The following is a 20,292-nucleotide window of genomic DNA, read 5'->3' as shown; positions in this document are numbered from 1 at the left end:
GGCTTGTGCCATCAGGGGCTAACACGAATAATCCGGCCAGCAAATCCGGAGGCATAACGTGAGCGAACGCGCAGCATTCAATTGGCAGGACCCTTTTCTGCTGGAAGACCAACTGACCGACGACGAGCGGATGATCCGCGACGCCGCCGCAGCCTTCGGCAAATCGGAACTTATGCCGCGTGTGTCCGAGGCCTATCTTTCTGAGACCACCGAACCGGAACTGTTCCGCCTGATGGGCCGCACCGGCCTTCTGGGCGTCACCCTGCCGGAAGAATATGGCGCCGCAAATGCCAGCTACGTGGCCTATGGTCTCGTGGCCCGCGAGGTGGAGCGTATCGACAGCGGTTATCGCTCGATGATGAGCGTGCAGTCCTCGCTCGTCATCCATCCGATCTTCGCTTATGGCTCGGACGAACAGAAGAAGAAATACCTTCCCGGCCTCGTCTCCGGCGAGCTGATCGGCTGTTTCGGCCTGACCGAACCGGATGCCGGCTCCGATCCGGGCGGAATGAAGACCCGCGCCGAAAAGATCGCCGGCGGATATCGCCTGCGTGGTTCGAAAATGTGGATTTCCAATGCGCCCATCGCCGATGTCTTCGTCGTCTGGGCGAAATCCGAAGCCCACGACAACCAGATTCGCGGCTTCGTGCTGGAAAAAGGCATGAAGGGTCTGTCTKCACCGAAGATCGGCGGCAAGCTTTCGCTGCGCGCCTCCATAACAGGCGAGATCGTCATGGATGGCGTGGAAGTGGGCGAAGATGCGCTGCTTCCGAATGTTTCCGGCCTGAAAGGCCCGTTCGGCTGCCTCAACCGCGCCCGCTACGGCATTTCCTGGGGCGTGATGGGCGCTGCGGAAGATTGCTGGTTCCGCGCCCTGCAATATGGTCTCGACCGCAAGCAGTTCGGCAAGCCGCTGGCCGGCATGCAGCTTTACCAGAAAAAGCTCGCCGACATGCAGACCGAGATCGCTCTCGGCCTCCAGGCATCGCTGCGCGTCGGCCGCCTGATGGACGAGCACAAAATGGCGCCGGAAATGATCTCCATCATCAAGCGCAACAATTGCGGCAAGGCGCTGGATATCGCCCGCCAGGCCCGCGACATGCACGGCGGCAACGGTATCCAGATCGAGTACCACGTGATGCGCCACGCCCAGAACCTCGAAACGGTCAACACCTACGAGGGCACGCACGACGTTCACGCGCTGATCCTCGGCCGGGCGCAGACGGGCATTCAGGCGTTTTTCTAAGACCTTCTCCGCATCATTTCCTTCACGAAAAAAAGGCCTTCGAAAATCACTTCGAAGGCCTTTTTACTTTTCCGGTTCAGGCAATCGCTCAGAACGTGCCTCTGACACCAATGCCGAACATGCGCGGTTCGGTCATGCTGGCCTCGATGCCGCCAATGCCGCGGTTCTGCTGCATATAGGTCGGCGCACGCTCGTCGAAGACGTTCTTCACGTAAGCGTAGACCTCCATCTCCTCCTGGAACTTGTAGCTCGCACGCACATCGGCGATGGTGTAGGGGTCGATCGCATAGGCAGCCGTGTTGGCCGTGTCGGAATAATAACCGTCGATATGACGCACCTGACCCGAGACGGTGAACTTGTCGGTCACATCCCAGCTTGCCCCGATGCTGAACATGTAACCAGGCGATTTCGCGAATTCATTGCCTGCATAGCTGGCATTGCTGGAAATCTGGTCGATTTCGGTCTTCAGCACGCCGGCACTTGCCTTCAACGTCACATTGTCGAGAACCTGATAGTCGGCGCCGACTTCCAGACCATAGGCATGCGCTTTTTGCGCATTGATGGTGTAGGATTGAGTAATGCCTGACGAGATAACGACCGGAATATTGTACTGGGCGTTCTTGTAATCCATGTAGAACAGGTTGCTGTTGAGCGTCAGCCTGTCATCCAGCAACTTCGCGCGCGTGTAGAGTTCGTAGTTCCAGATGGTTTCCTTCTCGAAGGGCAACCATTGGCCCGACGAGATGTTCAGCGATATGCCGCCGGGATTGTAACCACGGCTGATCATGCCGCCAACGGTCCAGTCATCATTGATCGCATAGGCAAGCGAGGCCTTGGGAAGCAATTCGGAAAAGGTCTCGTCAAAATCAACCGCGACGTTGGAATAGACGGAGCGGCCCGCCCGCTGGATACGGTCGGTCTGGTAACGCAGGCCGCCGGTAAGCGTCCACTGGTCCGTCAAACGATAGCTCAGCTCGCTGAAGATACCTAGATTGTCCTTGGTATCATCGAATGTCGAAACGCTGTTGTTGTAGGTACCCCGCAGATAAAGAACTTCATCGGCCTGCGTGTGGGCGTAAAATATGCCCGCGACGCCGCTCAGCACATCTTCCTGATCACCGAAGGTCACACGGGTCTCGTGGGACGTGTTCGTCTGATCGATATTGGCATCGCCATTATTGACCACACCCACCCTGCGGCGCGCATCCGAAGCGGAAAATTGCGTCTGGTTGAAGAGTTTTACGCCGTTTTCAAAGTCGTAATTGATGTCGAGAATGCCGGTGTGGGTATTCTGGCTCCAGCTCGGCATGGTGGTGGTGATGTGGTTGAGATCCTCGAAAGGACGCGACGCCGCTTCCTGGCTCGGCCGGTTGGCGGCGTTATAGGAATAGGTCAGCTTGGTCGTCAGGCCCGGAATTTCCGGCGGTTCCCACAGAAGCTTGAAACGCGCGTTGAATTCCTTGAAATCCTGGTTGGTGCCTGCGTGGGCAAAACCGGAATTGATGTAATCGATAAAGGTATCGCGACCCGAATAATCGATTGCCAGACGCGCCGCCAGCTCGTCTTCGATCAACGGGCCTGAGACCGCAAAGGACGCCCGCTTCTGGTGATAATTCCCGATTTCGGCCTGATAGCTTGCTTCCGGCGTAAACGTCGGATCCTTGGTATTGACGAGAATGGCGCCGGCAATGGCGTTAGCGCCCTGCGATGTGGTCTGCGGCCCACGGAAGACCTCGATGCTTTCGACATCCCAGATGGACGTCGCGCCATAGATGAACTCGTTATAACCGAGATAGTGACCATCGACATTGATGGTGGCGCGCGGCACGGTGCCGGCGAAGAACGCCGTTGCTCCGGTGTTCGGGCCCTGCGTGTCGAGACCGCGAATGATCGGGGCGCTGACATTGTCGGTATAAACAACGTTTGGAATGTCCTTGATCGCGTCTGAGACGGTTGGATCGCCGGTCTTTTCCTTTTTCAGTTCATCGCTGGATTTGACCGAGACGGAAGACGCCGTGTTCTTCATGTCGCGCGCGACTTTTTCGCCGGTCACCACAATCGGCTTGAGAACGGTCGTTCCCGAGGCCTCGGCCTGTTGCTCCTGGGCGAAAACCGGCGTCACAAACAGGGCGGCCAGCGTCAAAACGCTGACCCCGCCCATCAAACGGCCGCTAGAACGAAACCCCATAACACACCCCTAGTAAACATGAGTATCAAAGTCATATTCAAGTAACGGAAGCGTTATCCGTTTCGCAATAGAGAATGCGTTCCATATTGTGGACGGATAGGGTTCCGTAACGGGATGTGCCATATTTACAACAAAGTTTATCGACTGGCCGTTGTCGTGTAGTTCCCCGCCTCAAGGGGAAGGCGTTGAAATAGCTCAGAAATCGATTCCGATTTCCGGTCGGATGCGCTAGGCATGTTCACGACATAAATCGGGGAGCGGACTTGGACGCCATGGATGACGAGCCGGACAATCTGCCTGAAAACGACGGAGAGAAGCGCTCTGCCCTCATTCAGTCGGTCTCTATTGCTGCCCGTTTTCTCGACCTTCTGGCAAAATCGGACGGGGCGCTTGCACTCGGCGAACTCGCCAAACGCGCCGGCACAGGCCGTTCCACAGCTCATCGTTACCTGCAAAGCCTCGTGCGGGAAGGACTGGTGGCACAGGACCCTGCAACCGGCAGCTACGACCTCGGCCCAACCGCGCTCTCGATAGGCGCCAGCGCGCTCAGACGAATCAATCCGGTTGAAACCGCCGGTCGACAGATGAAAGCACTGGCCTCGCAGATCGGCGCCAGTTGCGGCGTGGCGATCTGGACCGATCGCGGCCCGACCGTGGTGCAGTGGCACAGGAGTGCCAGCTTCTCCATCAGCACCGTGGCGCTGGGGGATGTTTTGCCGCTGGATAACAGCGCCTGCGGGCTGGTTTTTCAGGCTTATCTGCCACCGGATAGGACAGCGTCGGTGCGCAAGCTGCAGCCGCCCGCCTTTCGCGGGTCCCGCCCAGACGCTAAAGTCCTGCACGCCATTCGTGAGACAGGCGGCGCGGAACTCAACGAACACCTGTTCTCCGCCCTGACCGGCAAGGCCGCCCCGGTTTTCGACGCGCAGGGCGAAATCTGTTGCGTCGTCACCACCGTTTCTTTCCTCGCGACCGCCGAAACCGAGCGGCACTTTCCGCAGCTTCTTGAAGCGGCCGGAAAGGCGACGGCAGAATCCGGCGGCTCGTAAACCTATCCGGCCAGGTGGTCGGCGAAGGTGCTGCCGGAATAGGCGGTGCGGAAGAGCCCGGCATCACCGAGCCTCGGAAGCAGCCGCTCCAACACCAGCCGCATCGACGCGACCGAACCGCCAGGCACCGCGACAAAGCCGTCTATCGCGCCGGCCGCCACCCATTCGCGGATGCTTTCAAAAGCATCCTCAACCGTGCCGATGATCTGCCAATGGCCCGACCCCATCACTTCCGGTCGCCGCAACAATTCGGCAACGCTCAGCGTTTCCCGTTCGATCAGCCGGCGGAGCAGATTGGCATGGGTGCGGCTTCTCGGTGTCTCGGGCGGCGGCGGCAAGTCAGACGGGGTCACGATCCGCGTGAGCGACCAGTCGGAAAGGTCAAGACCCGTCAGATTTTGAATGGATGCAAATACACGGCTATGGTTGGCCCTTGCGTGGGTCTCCGCAAACAGCTCCAGCGCCTCGTTCTTGGTGTCCGCCAGATAAAGACTGAGACCCGGCATCAGCTTCACCACATCTGGTGAGCGCCCATGCCGCTCGGCTCTTTGCCGCAAATCCGCCCGAAGCTCGATTGCCGCCTGCATATCCGGCGTCGAGGCAAAGACCGCATCCGCAACGGAGGCTGCGAAATCGCGGCCTTCAGGGGAAGCCCCAGCCTGCACCAGTGGAATACGGCTGGAATGGGCCGGCAGGTTGAGCGGGCCTTTGACGCTGAAGTGCTCTCCTTCATGCGCGATTGGCTGGACCAGCGACGAATCTGCAAAACGCCCGCTCTCTTTGTCCAGCTTCAGCGCCTCGTTGGGAAAGCTCGCCCAGAGCTGCTGTACTACCTGCGTGAACTCGGCGGCGCGTTCATAACGCTCCTGCGGCGACGGCATTTCTTTCAGGCCGAAATTTTCGTGGCCGTCCAGCGCTGTGACGATGTTCCATCCCGCCCGGCCATTGCTCAACCAGTTCAGCGATTGCAGTTGGCGGGCAACCACATAAGGCGGCAGGAATGTCGTCGAAACCGTGGATAACAGGCCGACATGGCTGGTCTCCCGAGCGATGGCGGCCAGAAGCATGGTCGGGTCCATACTCGCAAATCCGCCGCCGGTCTCCAGCCCCTCGGTGCGCAGAAACAACGTGTCGGGCCGGAAGACAAAATCCACGTGCGCAGCCTCGGCGCGCTTTGCAAGATCGACGAAATAATCGCTGGAGAAAACCCCGTCTATACCGCTGTCTTGACGCCGCCATGCCTCGCCGCTGAGCCAGGTTGGCGCCAGCGACATGCCGACGTGAAGCTTGAGCGCGACTGACATGAAACACCTCGAATGAAAAAATCATCACGAAAACCGCGATGTGAATCGGCAAATTTCGATTTGTGGAGAATTTTACTATAGTTTAGTGTCGCTTCAAGACCAGCCTGTCGCGCTTGCCGGTACAGAACCCGATTTCCGCAAGTTCGATATGTGAATTCAACAGCTTAGGTAGGACGTGCGTCGAGTCGACGCATGGCCCTATGAATAACAGGAGTTGTAATCCGGTGCTTGATGCCACGGACCTTCATGCGAGTTACGGACACATCCCCGTATTGCAGGGCCTGTCTGCCCGCTTTCAAACCGGCCGCGTCACAGCGCTGGTCGGACCCAACGGCTGTGGCAAGTCGACGCTGTTGAAGACGATCATGGGTTTCGTGCCTTTATCATCAGGCAGGATAAGCCTCGGTGACCGCCTGATCGGCGGGATCGGACGCCGCGAACTCGCCCGCCGCATCTCCTATCTGCCGCAGGAATGCCATTGCCCTGACTATATGACGCTTGGCGAATTGATCGAGCTTGCGGGTTATGCGCGCTACGGGCTTGGCGGCGGTCCATCCGAACGCGACCGGGCGCTTTTTGCCGAAGCGCTGAAGACCGTCGGGCTGGAAGACAAGGCCAGGGCGCAGGTCAACACGCTGTCCGGCGGCCAGCGCCAGCGCGCCTTCATCGCCATGGTGCTCGCTCAGGACACGGAGGTGATCCTGATGGACGAGCCGGTCAACCATCTCGACATGAAATATCAATATGCCGTCCTCAGCCTCGTGCGCGAACTGACGGACAGGCACGGCAAAACTGTTATCGTCGTGCTGCATGATCTCAACCTCGCCTCCACCTTCGCCGATGACGTCATCATGCTGAAAGCCGGACGGGTTCTCGCCTCCGGACCTGTCGCGAATACGGTCACATCAGCCAATGTTGCCGACGTCTTTGATCTCGAGGCCGACATATTTTCCCGGCAGGGGCGGCTCATCTGCGTGCCGCGGCTGGAGCGGCAGGAACAGGCCATCCGGCATGACATCTAAAATAATGCTGATCTTTGCCGCCGCGATCTTGCTGGCCGTTGTTCTCGTCATCAACTTCGTGCTGATGACTGGCGACCTGCCACTTGCCGAAATCGCGACGACGCTCCTGCATGGCGAAGCCGAAACCTATGAACAGTCGGTTCTCCTCTATCAGCAAATCCCGCGCTCACTGATTGCGATCTATGTCGGCGCCACCACGGCCGTCAGTGGCTGCGTGCTGCAGGGGCTTGCCCGCAATCCTCTCGCCTCGCCCTCCACCTTGGGCCTGAATGCAGGTGCGACGCTTTTTGTGGTCGCCGGTGCGCTGGTGTTCGATTTCTCGCCCGAAATACAGGGGCTCATCGCGCTTATCGGCGCCGGCTTCGGCTTTGGCGCCTGCTTCCTCGTTGCCCGGCTGGCCGGGCGGTCAAACGATCCGCGCGGCCTGTCGCTCATCCTGTCCGGTGCTCTTGTCTCCATGCTGCTGATCGGCATCACCAATGCCCTCCTTTTGTCAAACCCCACACGTCGCGCCGAATTCCTGAGCTGGGTCGGCGGCAATATCAACCACGTCTATGCCGAGCGGCTCACCGATTTCTGGTGGATTGGCGCCATTGCGATGGTGATGCTCTGGTCGGTCGCCCGCCCGCTGACGCTGGTTCTGCTGGGTGCGGAAAAAGCCGCCTCCGCCGGCGTCAACGTCACGCGCGTTTCCCGGGTGGCACTTTTCGCCACCATGCTGGCGTCCGGCTCGGCCGTGGCCATCTGCGGTCCCATCGGCTTCGTCGGCCTCATCGTTCCGCATATGGTCCGGCCGCTGGTCGGGGTGAATTTCACGCTCGCTTTACCCGCTTCCGCCCTTGTCGGGGCGAGTCTGTGCGTGGTGGCCGATCTCGGCGCGCAAACCCTGTTCAGGCCGTATGTGGTCAATACCGGACTGTTCATGGACCTGCTCGGCGGCCTCGTCTTCATCGTCATCGTCAAGCGCTTCTATCTTTCGCCTTCTGCCAATAAACTGTCATGAAGAGGGCTGTCATGAAAAGGCAATTGGCCACCGATGGCAAAGCGGTCCTGCGGCTGCCGAGCGGTCTGCAGATCGGCATCGGCAACCTAAAGGCCGGCCTTGCACTGATCCTGCTGGCGTTGGTGATGGCCGCCATTTCCGTTAGTCTCGGAAATACACAGACCGGTCTCATTGACCTTCTCCACGGCGTTGCCGGCGGGCATTTGAGCGACGATCAGGCCTATGCGCTGTGGACGGTGCGGCTGCCGCGCATCCTGCTTGGTTTCATGGCCGGATGGAGCGTTGCGCTGGCCGGGGCCATGCTGCAATCGGTCGCCCGCAATCCGCTTGCCGATCCCGGCCTGTTCGGTCTGAGCCAAGGATCAATGACCACCATCATGCTGCTTCTGGTGCTGGTGCCGGCGGCGCCCAAGACCATGGTGGCGCTTGCGGCCGTCGGCGGCGGCCTTGCGGTAGCTTTCCTGCTCATCGCGCTCGTGGGGCGCGAACGTTCCAGCGGGCTCGCCATCCTGCTGATGGGCATCGCAATCGAATCCGCCCTTTCATCCGTCTCCTCAGTGCTTCTGCTCTACACGCCAACGGAAACATCGCTGTCGCTTGCAGACTGGATGGCGGGTTCGCTGTTTCAGGCGAGCTGGCCGATCATCCTCGTGTTCGCGCCTCTTTTCGCGGTCAGCCTTGTGGGCATTTTCCTCATCGGCCGGGCGCTTGCGGTTTTTGATCTCGGTAACGAGATGGCCATGGCGCTCGGCGAAACGGTCAAACGTTCGCGCCCGCTCGTCATCGTTTTTGCGGTCATCCTCAGCTCCGCTTCCGTCACCGCTGTCGGCCCCTTGACCTTTCTCGGCGTCATCGCCCCGCATCTCGCCACCTTCGTGTCGCCCGCCGTCGGTCGCGCCAGGCTTTTCCTGTCGGGGCTGACGGGCGGCATTCTGGTGGTGACCGCCGATACGCTTTCGCGTGGGCTGGTGGCCGATACGCCGATGCCGATAGGTCTTGCGCTGACGCTGATCGGCGTGCCGCTTTTCATCCTCACGCTGCGCCTGCAGGCGCTGCGCAGAACCAACCGCCACTGAAGAAATTGAACAAAGGGTATGCCATGCGATTTGCCATCCTCTTAGCAGCACTTCTGACCGCCGGAAGCAGCCTTGCCGCAGAGCGAACCGTCACCGATGCCGCCGGCCGCACGGTCTCCATCCCCGAGCAGCCGCAGCGCATCGTCGTCATGCACGAACCGCTGCTGGGCGTGCCGCTGATGGATCTTGGCGCCAACGTTGTAGGCGCCTATGGCCGCAACAGCGACGGCAAATTCGCAACCGCCGTTGATTTCATCGACACCGTTCTCGGTGAAGGCCGCACGAAACCGAAAGGTTTCGGCGCGGTGGGTCAGATCGATCTCGAAAAGCTGAGAGCGCTGCAACCTGACCTGATCGTCGCCACGGAAATGGACAGCGGCAAGGCCGAGCAGCTTTCCACCATCGCGCCCGTCTATCTGCAGAAGGTAAGCACTGGACACACCTATGGCTTCAGCGTCGAAGAGAATCTTTCGGGTCTCGTTGGCAGAAGTGACGCTTTTGCCGAGCGCCGGAAGACTTATGACGAGAAACTCGCCACCGTCAAAAAAGCACTCGGCGAAGACGCAAAAGGCAAGACCTATCTCGCAATTCTACTGACCGACCAGATCAACGCGGTCGGCGACATGTCCGGTGCGGTGCAGGCGCTCGAGGATCTGGGTTACGCACGGCTGAAAATCGACAACGCCACCTCGTCGGGTGGGCTGGGTTCCACCCTGGCGATGCCGCTCAGTGCCGAGGCTTTTGGCAAGCTCAACCCGGATCTGCTGGTGGTGATGAACAGCTATAACAGCCCCGCCCGAGGCGAAGCCGGAACGCGCGCCGCACTTGAAAAGATCATTCCCGGCTGGGAACGCTTCGTCAAACCGGCGCGTGACGGCCGGATCGTCTTTCTCGATTCCAGCCGGGTCACGACGCCGTCCATCCCAAGCGCGCTGCACACGCTGGACGCGGTGGAAAGCTGGGCAGGCCGTCGTTAAACGCCTTTTCGACAAGCGCAATTCCGGCGCAAACCATGCGCCGGACATAAACTTGAGTTTTTGAAGAAACTTATATTGCGACCGCCGGAACCGCCTGTTATGGTTCGCGCATCTTGACACAACGACGTCGGATCTCCCGCCGGAAAACTCCGGTGCGCGATTGTCCGGCATGCCGATCCGGGACAGCGAAACTGCCGATCCCCATCGGCGATATCCCAGGGAAGACAGCAACATGAGCATTGCACAAAGCATTGAAACCGGCGTTCCGGACCGGACCCCCAAACGCCATCGTTACGCCGTCAAGCTACGCTGCCTTGACGTGGCCCGGGTGGAAAAACTCAGCCGGTCCATGGTGCGCATCGTATTGACCGGGCCTGAGCTTGAAGGCTTTGCCAGTCTCGGTTTTGACGACCACGTCAAGATGTTCTTCCCGCTTCCCGGCGAAACCGAACCTAACCTGCCAGTGGTCGGCCCGAACGGCCTCGAATTTCCCGAAGGCGCGCCGCGCCCGCTCGCACGCGATTACACGCCGCGCAGCTTCGATGCCGAGAAGGGTGAACTCGCCGTCGATTTCGCCACGCACCATGATGGCCCCGCCAGCAACTGGGCAAAATCCGCCAGGGTGGGTGACAAGGCATGGATTGCAGGCCCGCGCGGCTCGTTCACCATTCCCTTCACGTTCGACTGGCATCTGCTGATTGCCGACGATACCGGCCTTCCCGCCCTTGCACGGCGACTGGAAGAAATGCCCGAGGGCACCCGCGTCGTAGCGCTGATCGAAGTTGAGACGGAGGCTGATCGCCTGGACCTCGCCACGAAAGCTGACGCGTCGATCATCTGGGTAACGCAGGAGGCCGCGGGCGGCGCCAATCACGACGCCCTGACGGAGGCGCTGCGTAGGCTTGAACTGCCTGAGGGCGATTTCTTCAGCTGGGTCGCCTGCGAATCGAAAGCGGCGAAAGACCTGCGCGCCATCCTGATCGGCGAGTACGGCGCGAACCCCAAATGGACGCGCGCTTCCGGCTACTGGCGGCGCGGGGCAAGCGGCGTTCACGATCATTTCGATGAATGAACCGGCAATCGCGGCGGCTGGCAAGCTGGAGGCGGACATGATGACGACGGAACTCAAAGCCCATCTCGCCAGGGTTCTGGACGATGAGGTGGGACATATCGGCCCGAACGCCAACCTGTTCGGCTGCGGACTTCATTCCCTCGCTCTCATGCGCCTGATCCCGCCGCTTTCGCAGCTCGCCGGCACGCGACTTCACTATGACGATCTCGCCCGTCAGCCCACGCTTGCCGCCTGGCAGGCGCTGATCGAGCAGTCGCGCGCGGGCTGCTGATCCCCGCAAGAGGGGACTTTTCCCGCCAAGCGCGACCTACCTCAACATTATACTTCCAAGGAGAGGACCATGGCAGCAGATAATTCGCGCATGCTTGCGCGCCGCATCGAACAAACCTTCGACAATGCGGACGAAGCCCCACGGAGCGGATCGCAGCCAAGCCAATATGAGGAGCGGGTCTGGTTCCAGCAGTTTCAGGACCCCGATCAGGTCTTCCGGCATATTCTCACCTACCGCATCGGCGGCGAGAGCGACCTTCTGCGCCTGACATCGGCACTGGAGACGGTTTGCGAGGCATGGCCCGAACTGCGCGTGCGGTTTTCCTTTGGAGAAGACGGCACCCTTGCCAAGAGCGTAGAGGCCCCTTCGGCATCTCTCGTGCAACTGTTTCAGACGGCATCGAAAGACGAAGCGGTGGCCCTTCTGCACGACCTTCAGGCAAGCCCGTTCGACGCGGAAATCGATCCGCCGTTTCAGGCCATCGTGCTCTTGAGCGAAGGAGAGGTACTGCTGGCGCTTCTGGTGCATGGCCTGCTTGGTGAATCCCTCTCGCCGCAGATTTTGCTGGGCGCTGTTGCCGCAGCCTATGCTGGCGAGGCACCAAAGCCGCTTTCGCCACGCATCACCGAAAACGCCATCGTCAATCCAGTTCCGCTCCCCTGGCTGCAAGGACTGGCCTCCAGCACGCCCGTCGTCTCTCTGCGTAATAACGGGACCAAGCCGGCGAGCCACTGCCACGGCGTCGATCTTCCGGCTGCCCTTCTCGACCCAAACGGCTCGGCCACACCGGACGCGCTTCTGGCACGCACCGGTGCCCGTTTCGCGCTTTTTCTGGCGACCAATGGCGATCTCGACACTGTTACCCTGCGCCTGCCCCTGCAACCCGGGAACGAGGCCGGCCTGCCGCTTCCGGCAGATGCGGTCGCCCGCGTCTCGATCTCACGTAGCCAGTCGCCGCAGGAGGCCGAAAAAGCCGTGCTGGCTGGGTTGGCCCGACATGGCGAACACAACGACGAGGTTGCCACCTTCACGCTTCAGACGCTGCCAACATCGGCTGAAACCTCATCCGTCGAGCGGCTCCGGTTCGAGCGCCTGCCACTCCCCTCTCTCCAGTCCGGCCTTGGCCTGACGCTCGCTGCCGGCAGCACGGTTGATGGCCACATCCGTCTGGAACTGACCGGCGGCAAGGAGGCCTCGCCACATGCGACGGCATTTCTGCTGGAGCGTTTCATCGCCCATCTCGAAGGCGGTGCGGATTTTTCCGGCATTACGCATCAAACCTCGTCCGCAGGGCCGGAGGCTGCAGCATCCCTGCCCGCCGCCTCCCGCTCCAGCGACGACGAGACTGCCGCGGCAATTCTTGCCGAATTCCGCGAAGCGCTTGCGTCGCCAGACATGGGGCCGGATGACGATTTCTTCGATTTTGGCGGCCATTCGCTGATCGCGACCCGCATCATCGGACGCCTTTTGAGCAATCACGGCATCGAGCTGCGTTTCAACGACCTGTTCAGCTATCCCACCGCCGCATCGCTCGCAAAACAGGCGACGCGTCTCGAAACCGCCGCCCCTGCACAGGCGGAAGCAACCGCGACCGGCTCGCTGACGGCACCGCTTTCGCTTGCGCAGATGTCGCTCTGGAAAGCCTATGCCGCCTTCGGTTTCGGCGAGATTTTCAACATCCCCTTCGCGCTCGATTTCCTCGATCCGGTGGATGAGAGCGCTTTCGAATGTGCATTCCTCGATATTATCGAGCGTCATCCCGGTCTGCGAACCCATTTCTATGTCGAGGATGGCACGGTTCTGCAAAAGATCGTGCCGATGCACGACCTGCCCGGCTACAAATGGTTCTGGACGAGCGAGGAAAGCGAAGGCGTGGACCGGCACACGGAAGCGTCCTGGCGGTTCGACCTTGCCCGCGAATTGCCGATGCGGCTGCGTTTCCTGCGCAATCCCCAAACCGGCGGCAAGGTGCTCTCTTTCCTCTTCCACCATATCGTACTGGACGAATGGTCGGTAAACCTGATGATGGACGAGTTGACCGAGGCCTATAGGGCAAGAGCCACCGGCAAGGCTCCCGTCTTTGCGAACAAGCCCGCACCCTTCCATGAGTTCGCCAGAAAACAGGTGGCATCCGGCGTCAACGGCGACCACCTTGCCTACTGGACCGATATGCTGCGGGACGCACCGAAGGGCCTGGTCCTTACCGGACAGAACAGCACGCCGACAGATGCTGCACACGACGAGGCGCCGGCGGGCGGCTGGATCGAGTTCAAGCTGGAAAAACACGTCAGCGACGGACTTTACGCCATCGCCAAGCAGAACAGCGCTTCCCTGTTCAACGTCGTTTATGCCGCCATCGCCGCGTCGCTGCGCCATCTGGGCGGGCTGAGCGATCTCGTGGTCGGCACATCGGCGTCCGGGCGCACCGACAGCGGCTATTTCGATACGATCGGCTATTTCACCACAGTCGTTGCCCATCGTGTGCGTTTCCGCGAGGAGATGACGGTCGGCGAACTGATTTCCTCGGTGAAGAACACGGTCAATGGCTCTCTGGAACACAGCGAAATTCCAATCGATCTCGTCGAAGAGGCGCTCGGCATGACGCCCGGCCGCGACCATCTGTTCGAGGTATTCATCCAGATCCACGCCAAGAACAAGCTGAACGGCACGCTTTCAGGGCCGGACGGCAAAACCGTCGAGTTCCGGCAGATCGATCCCGACAAGCACGAATCCATGCTGGGGCTGCAATTCGAGGTAATGGAAGAAACGATTGGCGGCGAACGCTCCATCCGCGTGTTGATGAGCTACCGCTCCGACCGCTACGGCCCCGAGGATGTCGACCGGCTGCGCACGACCACCAGCGGCGTCTTCAGCCGTTTCGCCGAAGCAGGCGCTTCGGGCCGTGTGCTGACCACGCTAGCCTGAGTGCTGGCCAGGCTTCCCAATAAACCCGGCTCCGCGTGGCGGCGCCGGGTTTTTGCTTTTTGACAAATGTCCGGAAAGCTCTCTTCCGTCATGCTCGGACCTGTCCCCAGCATCTGCGACGTCTGGATTTAATTGGACGTGATCGGATCCTTGGGACAAGCCCAAGGATGACGTTGTGTGGGAGGACAGCATGTCGCCCCATCAGGCGGGGTTTTGCATAACGGAGCCGGGTTTATCACATCCGCACCCAGTCACTCCCGACCAAATGGACGGCAGAGAGATTTCCGTCCCCTTTTTGCAGAGCACCCGGCTTCTCAAACCGCCAGACGGAAGGCCGCGGAAACCTCTTCGGCCGGAGCCGCCAGCGCCTCGTCGCGCAGCATGGCATCCAGAAACAGCGGCAACTCCTCGCGGTAACGCGCGAAATCGTCGGCTTCGGTCAGTGCGGAATCTGCGTCGATATGCAGGTTCAGATCACTGCCGTCATCCTCGCCACGGAAGGTCAGGTTGAACCCGTCGCCCGGACCATTGGCGAGAATGTGCCTGATAACGGCAAGCCCTGCAAATACCGGCGCGCTGAAGGGCAGGACGTTGATAAGCGGTGAGAAGAAAAACCGCCGGCCCTTTGATATGTTGCGATCGGCGGCGATCTGTTCGATGCGGTAGCGGCCATGCAGGCGCTGCCGGCGCAGATTGGCGGCATTGCGCGCAAGGAAGCTCCCGAGGCTCTCCTGCGGTTCTATCGTCAGATGGAAAGGCAGGATGTTGACGAGCATGGCGGGCATATGCGCGCCGACGCTGCCCCAGCGGCTCATGAAGGGCAGCCACAGCGTCAGCACATCGCGATCCGGGCGCGGCAATACGCGGTGAAGATAAAGGCCTGAAAGCAGCACCAGCAGGTCCGGCCAGCCGATCTCCAGTGCGCCGGATATCTGTTGCAGTCTTGTGCTGAAACCTTTCGGCAATCCCGCATCGGCATGCAGGCCGCCGCCACCGTAATCCTCGCAATCCTTGTCCAGCACGGGCAGATCCACCGGCGGCGCGAGATAGGCCGCCCAGAACTCGCGGTCCTTTTCGAAACGGCGGCTTTGCCGGTAGGCGTCCTCTTCGGCAAGAAAACTGGGGAAAGGATGGAAATCCGGACCCGCCTCGCCCTTGCCGCAATAGTGCCCGTAAAGCTGCCCGCAGCGCTGCTCCACCAGCGTAAGACCATAACCGTCGACGACGATATGATGGGCACGGATATACCAGAGGTAGCGATCGTCGGCGATGCGGTAAAGCACCTGGGCGGACAGCTTGTCGGTTCGAAGATCAAGCCTTGCCTCGACATCCGCGTTCATGCGCCCCAGCGCTTCCTCGAAAGGCGCGGGATGGGCACGGAGATCGACAAGCTCGACCATCGGAGCGTGGAGCGGATCGCAGCATTGCTGCGGCGTCTCGCCATCCTCACCGACGCGAAAACGGATAGACAGAACTTCCGATTCGCGCACGGTGCGCCTGATTGCCTCAAGCAGAGCGCCTTCGTTCACGGCACCGGAAAGCTCGATGTAATGGGCGACGGTAGAGACCGGTTCGTCGGGATGGAAGGAAAACTCCTCCCAAAAATCGAGTTGCGGCTGGGTCAGGGGAAGCCAGCCGCCGGCAGGATCGATATGCGCCATCTGTTTTTCCTTGAATTATTTCCGTAATTTTGGCCGCAATGATGCGGCTCATGCCGCCGAAGCGGGTAAAAGCGAACTGACCTGTTTGGCGTTTCGGCAACGCAGGAGTTGCTGCGGCGAAAGCTCCACGCCGAAGGCGCTGCGAATTTCGGCCGAGACGGTTTTCAGATGCGAAGGCAAAAGGCCAAGCGCCAGCAGATCGCTGCTCGTGTCCACATTCGCCGGGTTTTTGCCCAGTACGCCGAGATAGATATCCAGCACCCGGCGATCACCCTGATCGGCGACTTTGATTGTTACAGCCGCAGGTGCCTTTGCCGGTTCCACTGCCGTCAGCAATTCGCGGGCGCGGCGGCGATCCGGCTTGCCATTGGCCGAGAGCGGCAGATCGGCCACATTGAGAAAGCGGCCGGGCACATGCGATTCCGGCAGATGCCTGCGGGCAAAATTGCGCAGATCGGCGGTGGAAAGCTCAAGGCCGGGCATCGGAACATAAAGCACGCCGATAGCGGCCTCCCCCTTTTGCTCGGCACCGTAATCCACCACCAGTACACGCTGGATGGAGGGGTGGCGGATAAGTTCATTTTCCACATCCGGCAGCGAGACCCGCACCCCGCGCACCTTGACGTAACCGTTGACGCGGCTGGCGAACATGATCTTGCCATCCGGCCGGTAACGGCCCCTGTCTCCGGTGCGAAAAGCGCGCACCGCATGTCCATCCGTATCGCTGACCGTCACGAAATCCGTCTGGGTAATGGCGCCATCTTCCAGATAGCCGATCGCCACATTCACGCCCACTGTGTGGATGCGCCCGACAACGCCCGTCGGGCAATGGCCGCCCTGATCATTGAGGATGAAATAGCGATTGCTGGGTAGAGGGTGCCCGTAGGGTATCGCCGTGGTATCGGCTGTCACGATTTCGTGCCAGATGCTCCAGATGGTCGTTTCCGTCGGCCCGCCCAGCGATATCAGCCGAAGTTCAGGTTTCAGCCGGCGCAACTCCTCGATGACCACGGGCTTGATGTAATCACCGCCCTGCGCGACGAGCCGGAGCGAGCCGAGCTGGTCGCCACGATGGCAGGACAATAGCATCTCAAGAATCGCCGGCACCGAGCACCACAGCGTAACGCCGTGTTCGGCCACCAGCTCGTTCCAGCGGACCGCATCCTTTTCCTCGCCGGGTTCCGGCAGCACCAGTGTCGCACCGGCGGCAAGCGCGCCGAATACATCGAAGACCGACATGTCGTGGTGCAAGGGCGTGACGGAGATGAAGACGTCATTTTCCGTCACCGCCCATTCCGAAAGCGTGCTGCCGATGACATTGGCCGTGGCCCTGTTAGAGAGCACGACGCATTTCGGCTTGCCAGTGGTACCGGAGGTATAGAGGTAATAAGCGGGTGCTTCGCTTGCTGAAAGTGCCGCCAGTTCCGCCGCGTTAACGGGCACGCCGGAGGCGGCTGGCGCTGCGAGAAGCTCCTCGGGACCGACAGCGTCGAATCCTTGCGGAACGGAACGGGCGACGATCATGGCCGGGCGGCAATTGGTCAGCAGATAGTGCAGGCGATCTTCCGGCGAGCTCGCATCGATCGGCACCCAGATGGCGCCGATAAGTGCAGCGGCCAGCGTGACGGCTGTATGCTCCGGACTGCGCGGCAGGCACACCGCTACGACATCGCCCCGGCCAATGCCGCGCGTCTTAAGGCCCGCCATCGCCCGCGCCACCGTATCGCCGAGCTCGCCATATGACACGCGCCGTTTGCCGTTGATCAGGGCCGTGCGCGATCCGTCTCCTTCGAAAAGATGCGAGGCGATCCGTTCCAGTAATGGCGGGCAGACGAAGTTCCGCTCGTCGCCATTCAGCCGATAGTGCGACAGGTCGACGATCTCACGGGAATTCATCGAGAACGTCCCGCTGGCGGTGATCGCGGCAATCGCACGCTCTATCGCACCGAGAATGTCCGCCACCATTGCGGCATCGATCGCCTGCTCCGCATAATCGATATCGAGGACGAGATCGCCATTCGGGTTTTGCGAAAAGCGGAAATCCAGCGCCACCTGTGGTGTTTGGGTCAGCCCGTCCGTCCAACGAAGCGTGGAATCTTGCGAAAGCGTCGGCCATGAGAGGCCGTTGGTGATGACGACAGGCAGGGCGAGCCCGCCGGGATTGGCGTTGAGAAGGATGCGATTGAGATCTACCCCTGAAAAAGCCAGATGATTGAGGCCCTCAAGCACATCGGTTTGCAAAGCTGCGGCCCGCTCCGCAAAATCGCCCCTGGCCGCATCCCATTTGACCGCGATGAAGCTCGAGCGATTGGCAAACGCGCCTTCCACCTGCGGGGCGACGGGAATGCCGACGACGAGGGCACCTTCGTTCAGCCAAAGCGACAGCACATCGAGGATTACCGCCGTCAGCGCCGAATTCTTGAACAGCCGCTCTTTCGCGCCGATCCGTGAAAAGGCGGTAAAGCGTTGTTTTTCCACGGTCAGGCTCTGGCGGCTGTAACGCGAAACGGCAATGGTTTCGAGCGGGGCTTTCCAAGGCAGTTGCGAGGGCACTTCCGCACCCTCAAGTTTCTCAGCCCAGTATGCGGCATCCTCGGCACGGGCCGCTGCTACATCTTGCTGCGCGGCGGTGGCTGCGACGGCTGATGCGGGCGGCACGACATCATCGAAGAGTTCCGCCGCAAGGCTGGCTATTCCCCGTCCGTCGAGAATGAGGGCGTCGAAGCGCAGCAAGACCGCCACGCTGTCCCCCACTGCAACCTCCGGCAGACGAAACACCGTGACCTGCCAGGGAGAAGCGGCAAGATCGAAATGGGCATGGGAGAAATCCTGCCGCACGGTGTCGATCCGCTGTTCGGCTTCGGCAACGGACAGGTCCGAAAGATCAAGAATATCAAGGTTTAGCTTCGGCTCATCCGAGACCACCTGCACCAGACGCCGCTCATCGATGTGGGTGCGCAGGCTTTCATGCCGCTCGACCATTGCGGTGAGGCGCGAGCGAAGCAATGCCGGATCGATATTGCCGCGATATTCGCGGAACTCCTGCATCGCCACGCCGCTCAGCGGCAGATGGGTGCCGCGACCGAGCAGATAGGCCTTTTGCAAGGCTGAGAGTGGCCGTTCCATGGATTTTCCTTTTGTCTGCACTGTCGCTTCAGGCGCTTGCAAGCCTAATCGCTCCACGGTCTCGGAAACGAGATCAGGGCTGGCCGCAAGGTGGCGAAGACGGGCGGTATAGGCGTCGAACAGGGCTCGCAGCCAGCTTTCCGGCAGCGCATCGAGCCGCACATCCCAGTTGATCAAAAGCCCGCCATCGAGCGCTGCGACCTGCGCATCCAGCGCAACTCCAGGCCCCTGCGAGACGGTGTGGATCATCGGGCCGAACACGCGCCCCACATTTTCCGAAAACAACTCGCCCCCGGGCAAATCGACACCCGCGGTAAAGACAACCGGTGAGGTCTGCAAACCGCCGCGCAGGCGGGAAAGGTCGCGCATGACGCCGACCCCGGGATAGGACTGGTGCGCCAGAAGCCCGTTCATTTCTCCGAACAGCCGTCCAAGCAGTCGCTCAAGGCTCTCCTCAGGCCGGATATCAACGCCAAGAATGAGCACATTGGAGAATTCGCCGACGATGCCATCGACCCCTTCCACCAGCGGCGCGCGCCAGAAAGCCGGCACGGAAAGCCGGAACTTTTCCGTATTCGTCGCTTGCGAAAGCACCACTGCAAAGACACCAAGCAACAGGGTCGACGTGGTCACGCCGCAGCGCCGCGCCACCCGTTCCAGACTGCTGCGTTCAGCCGGAGAAAGTCTTGCTGCAAGGCGATCGGTGTGAACGGCGCGTGACGGGTCCTCGGGCAAAAACGGCAATGGCGGTGCCTCCGGAATATCGGCAATATGTTGCCGCCACCACAGCCGGTCCCTTTCACGCTGGGCTTTGAGTTCTGGATCGGATGCAAGACGTTCCGCCCAGCTGAAAAACGATGGTGGTGTATCCCCCAATGGCTCGAGTTCGTCCGCGTCGGCTTCATAAAAGCGGGCGAGATCTTCCAGCACGATACGCATACTGGCGGGATCGATGGCCAACATGTCGGTATCCACATGCAGCCTGGCGCGACCTGCGGGAAGCAGGCTGAGCGACACTGCCGCCGGCGGGGCAACGCGCAGATCGATCTGGCGATGGCTCCACGCCTCACGTTTGGCGGCAAGACGGTGCGCAAGCGCCTCCTCATTGAGAGACGCCATGTCCTCCACGTCGAGGCGGAGCGGCCGGCCGGCGGGGTCCGCCGTCTGTCGCCCTTCCGCATCAATCCTGAGGCTGAGCATGGGGTGACGCCGGCAAAGCCTTTCGACCGCGACGGCCAGTCTTTCCGCCTCCAGCCCCTTGTCTTCGAACTCGAGATAGAGATGCGGCGTAACTTTTCCGAGTATCCCGTCCGCCTCTCGGCCAACCCAGTAGGCAACCTGCATGGGGGTTAAATTTAGCATGTGAATTTGC

General features: G+C 60.7%; 13 protein-coding genes. 9 read left to right on the top strand and 4 right to left on the bottom strand.

Features of this window, described 5'->3' with window-relative positions; all coding sequences use genetic code 11:
* Positions 1 to 58 precede the first annotated feature (58 nt).
* Positions 59 to 1,246: an acyl-CoA dehydrogenase gene (locus tag AC1DCP_RS21025; protein WP_476774606.1), complete on the top strand. Its 1,188-nt coding sequence runs from the start codon at positions 59 to 61 to the stop codon at positions 1,244 to 1,246.
* A gap of 88 nt (positions 1,247 to 1,334) precedes the next feature.
* On the opposite strand, the gene AC1DCP_RS21020 is transcribed toward AC1DCP_RS21025, so the two are convergent.
* Positions 1,335 to 3,434 carry a TonB-dependent receptor gene (locus AC1DCP_RS21020; RefSeq protein WP_112401738.1) on the bottom strand — a complete coding sequence of 700 codons (2,100 nt, stop codon included), beginning with the start codon at positions 3,432 to 3,434 and terminating at the stop codon, positions 1,335 to 1,337.
* A gap of 272 nt (positions 3,435 to 3,706) precedes the next feature.
* Between AC1DCP_RS21020 and AC1DCP_RS21015 the strand changes: the two genes are divergently transcribed.
* Positions 3,707 to 4,483, top strand: a complete 777-nt coding sequence (locus AC1DCP_RS21015) for an IclR family transcriptional regulator (RefSeq protein WP_476774614.1) — start codon at positions 3,707 to 3,709, stop codon at positions 4,481 to 4,483.
* A gap of 2 nt (positions 4,484 to 4,485) precedes the next feature.
* Here the strand turns inward: AC1DCP_RS21015 and AC1DCP_RS21010 are convergent, their stop codons facing one another.
* Entirely contained in the window at positions 4,486 to 5,787 is a 1,302-nt protein-coding gene (locus AC1DCP_RS21010) for an NtaA/DmoA family FMN-dependent monooxygenase (protein ID WP_076846075.1), read from the bottom strand.
* 200 nt (positions 5,788 to 5,987) lie between these two features.
* Here AC1DCP_RS21010 and AC1DCP_RS21005 point away from each other — a divergent pair, with 200 nt between their 5' ends.
* The 7 genes from AC1DCP_RS21005 to AC1DCP_RS20975 all read left to right on the top strand — a co-directional run bounded on the left by AC1DCP_RS21005 (position 5,988) and on the right by AC1DCP_RS20975 (position 14,133).
* On the top strand, positions 5,988 to 6,809 hold the full coding sequence (locus tag AC1DCP_RS21005; protein WP_076846074.1) for an ABC transporter ATP-binding protein: 822 nt from the start codon (positions 5,988 to 5,990) through the stop codon (positions 6,807 to 6,809).
* Positions 6,799 to 7,812 carry a FecCD family ABC transporter permease gene (locus AC1DCP_RS21000; protein WP_025595083.1) on the top strand — a complete coding sequence of 338 codons (1,014 nt, stop codon included), beginning with the start codon at positions 6,799 to 6,801 and terminating at the stop codon, positions 7,810 to 7,812. Before AC1DCP_RS21005 ends, AC1DCP_RS21000 begins: the two co-directional genes overlap by 11 nt.
* Positions 7,813 to 7,823: 11 nt before the next feature.
* Positions 7,824 to 8,888: a FecCD family ABC transporter permease gene (locus AC1DCP_RS20995; RefSeq protein WP_111788719.1), complete on the top strand. Its 1,065-nt coding sequence runs from the start codon at positions 7,824 to 7,826 to the stop codon at positions 8,886 to 8,888.
* Between the two features lie 23 nt (positions 8,889 to 8,911).
* Entirely contained in the window at positions 8,912 to 9,865 is a 954-nt protein-coding gene (locus tag AC1DCP_RS20990) for an ABC transporter substrate-binding protein (RefSeq protein ID WP_076846072.1), read from the top strand.
* A gap of 232 nt (positions 9,866 to 10,097) precedes the next feature.
* Positions 10,098 to 10,937 (top strand): siderophore-interacting protein, encoded by an 840-nt coding sequence (locus tag AC1DCP_RS20985; RefSeq protein ID WP_076846080.1) that lies wholly within the window; start codon positions 10,098 to 10,100, stop codon positions 10,935 to 10,937.
* Positions 10,930 to 11,208 (top strand): phosphopantetheine-binding protein, encoded by a 279-nt coding sequence (locus AC1DCP_RS20980; protein ID WP_003518124.1) that lies wholly within the window; start codon positions 10,930 to 10,932, stop codon positions 11,206 to 11,208. Before AC1DCP_RS20985 ends, AC1DCP_RS20980 begins: the two co-directional genes overlap by 8 nt.
* Before the next feature lie 69 nt (positions 11,209 to 11,277).
* Positions 11,278 to 14,133 (top strand): condensation domain-containing protein, encoded by a 2,856-nt coding sequence (locus tag AC1DCP_RS20975; protein WP_476774605.1) that lies wholly within the window; start codon positions 11,278 to 11,280, stop codon positions 14,131 to 14,133.
* A 314-nt stretch (positions 14,134 to 14,447) separates the two neighbouring features.
* Here AC1DCP_RS20975 and AC1DCP_RS20970 read toward each other — a convergent pair whose 3' ends face one another.
* Together AC1DCP_RS20970 and AC1DCP_RS20965 are read right to left on the bottom strand one after the other, a co-directional pair.
* Complete coding sequence (locus AC1DCP_RS20970; protein ID WP_076846070.1) at positions 14,448 to 15,794, bottom strand: condensation domain-containing protein; 1,347 nt, start codon at positions 15,792 to 15,794, stop codon at positions 14,448 to 14,450.
* Positions 15,795 to 15,842: 48 nt separating this feature from the next.
* On the bottom strand, positions 15,843 to 20,282 hold the full coding sequence (locus AC1DCP_RS20965) for an amino acid adenylation domain-containing protein (RefSeq protein ID WP_112959878.1): 4,440 nt from the start codon (positions 20,280 to 20,282) through the stop codon (positions 15,843 to 15,845).
* Between the last annotated feature and the right edge of the window lie 10 nt (positions 20,283 to 20,292).

The sequence above is a fragment of the Agrobacterium sp. 10T429 genome, from assembly GCF_056393925.1.
The sequence above is the reverse complement of the archived record's forward strand: the minus strand, read 5'-3'. Positions and strand labels throughout refer to the sequence as shown.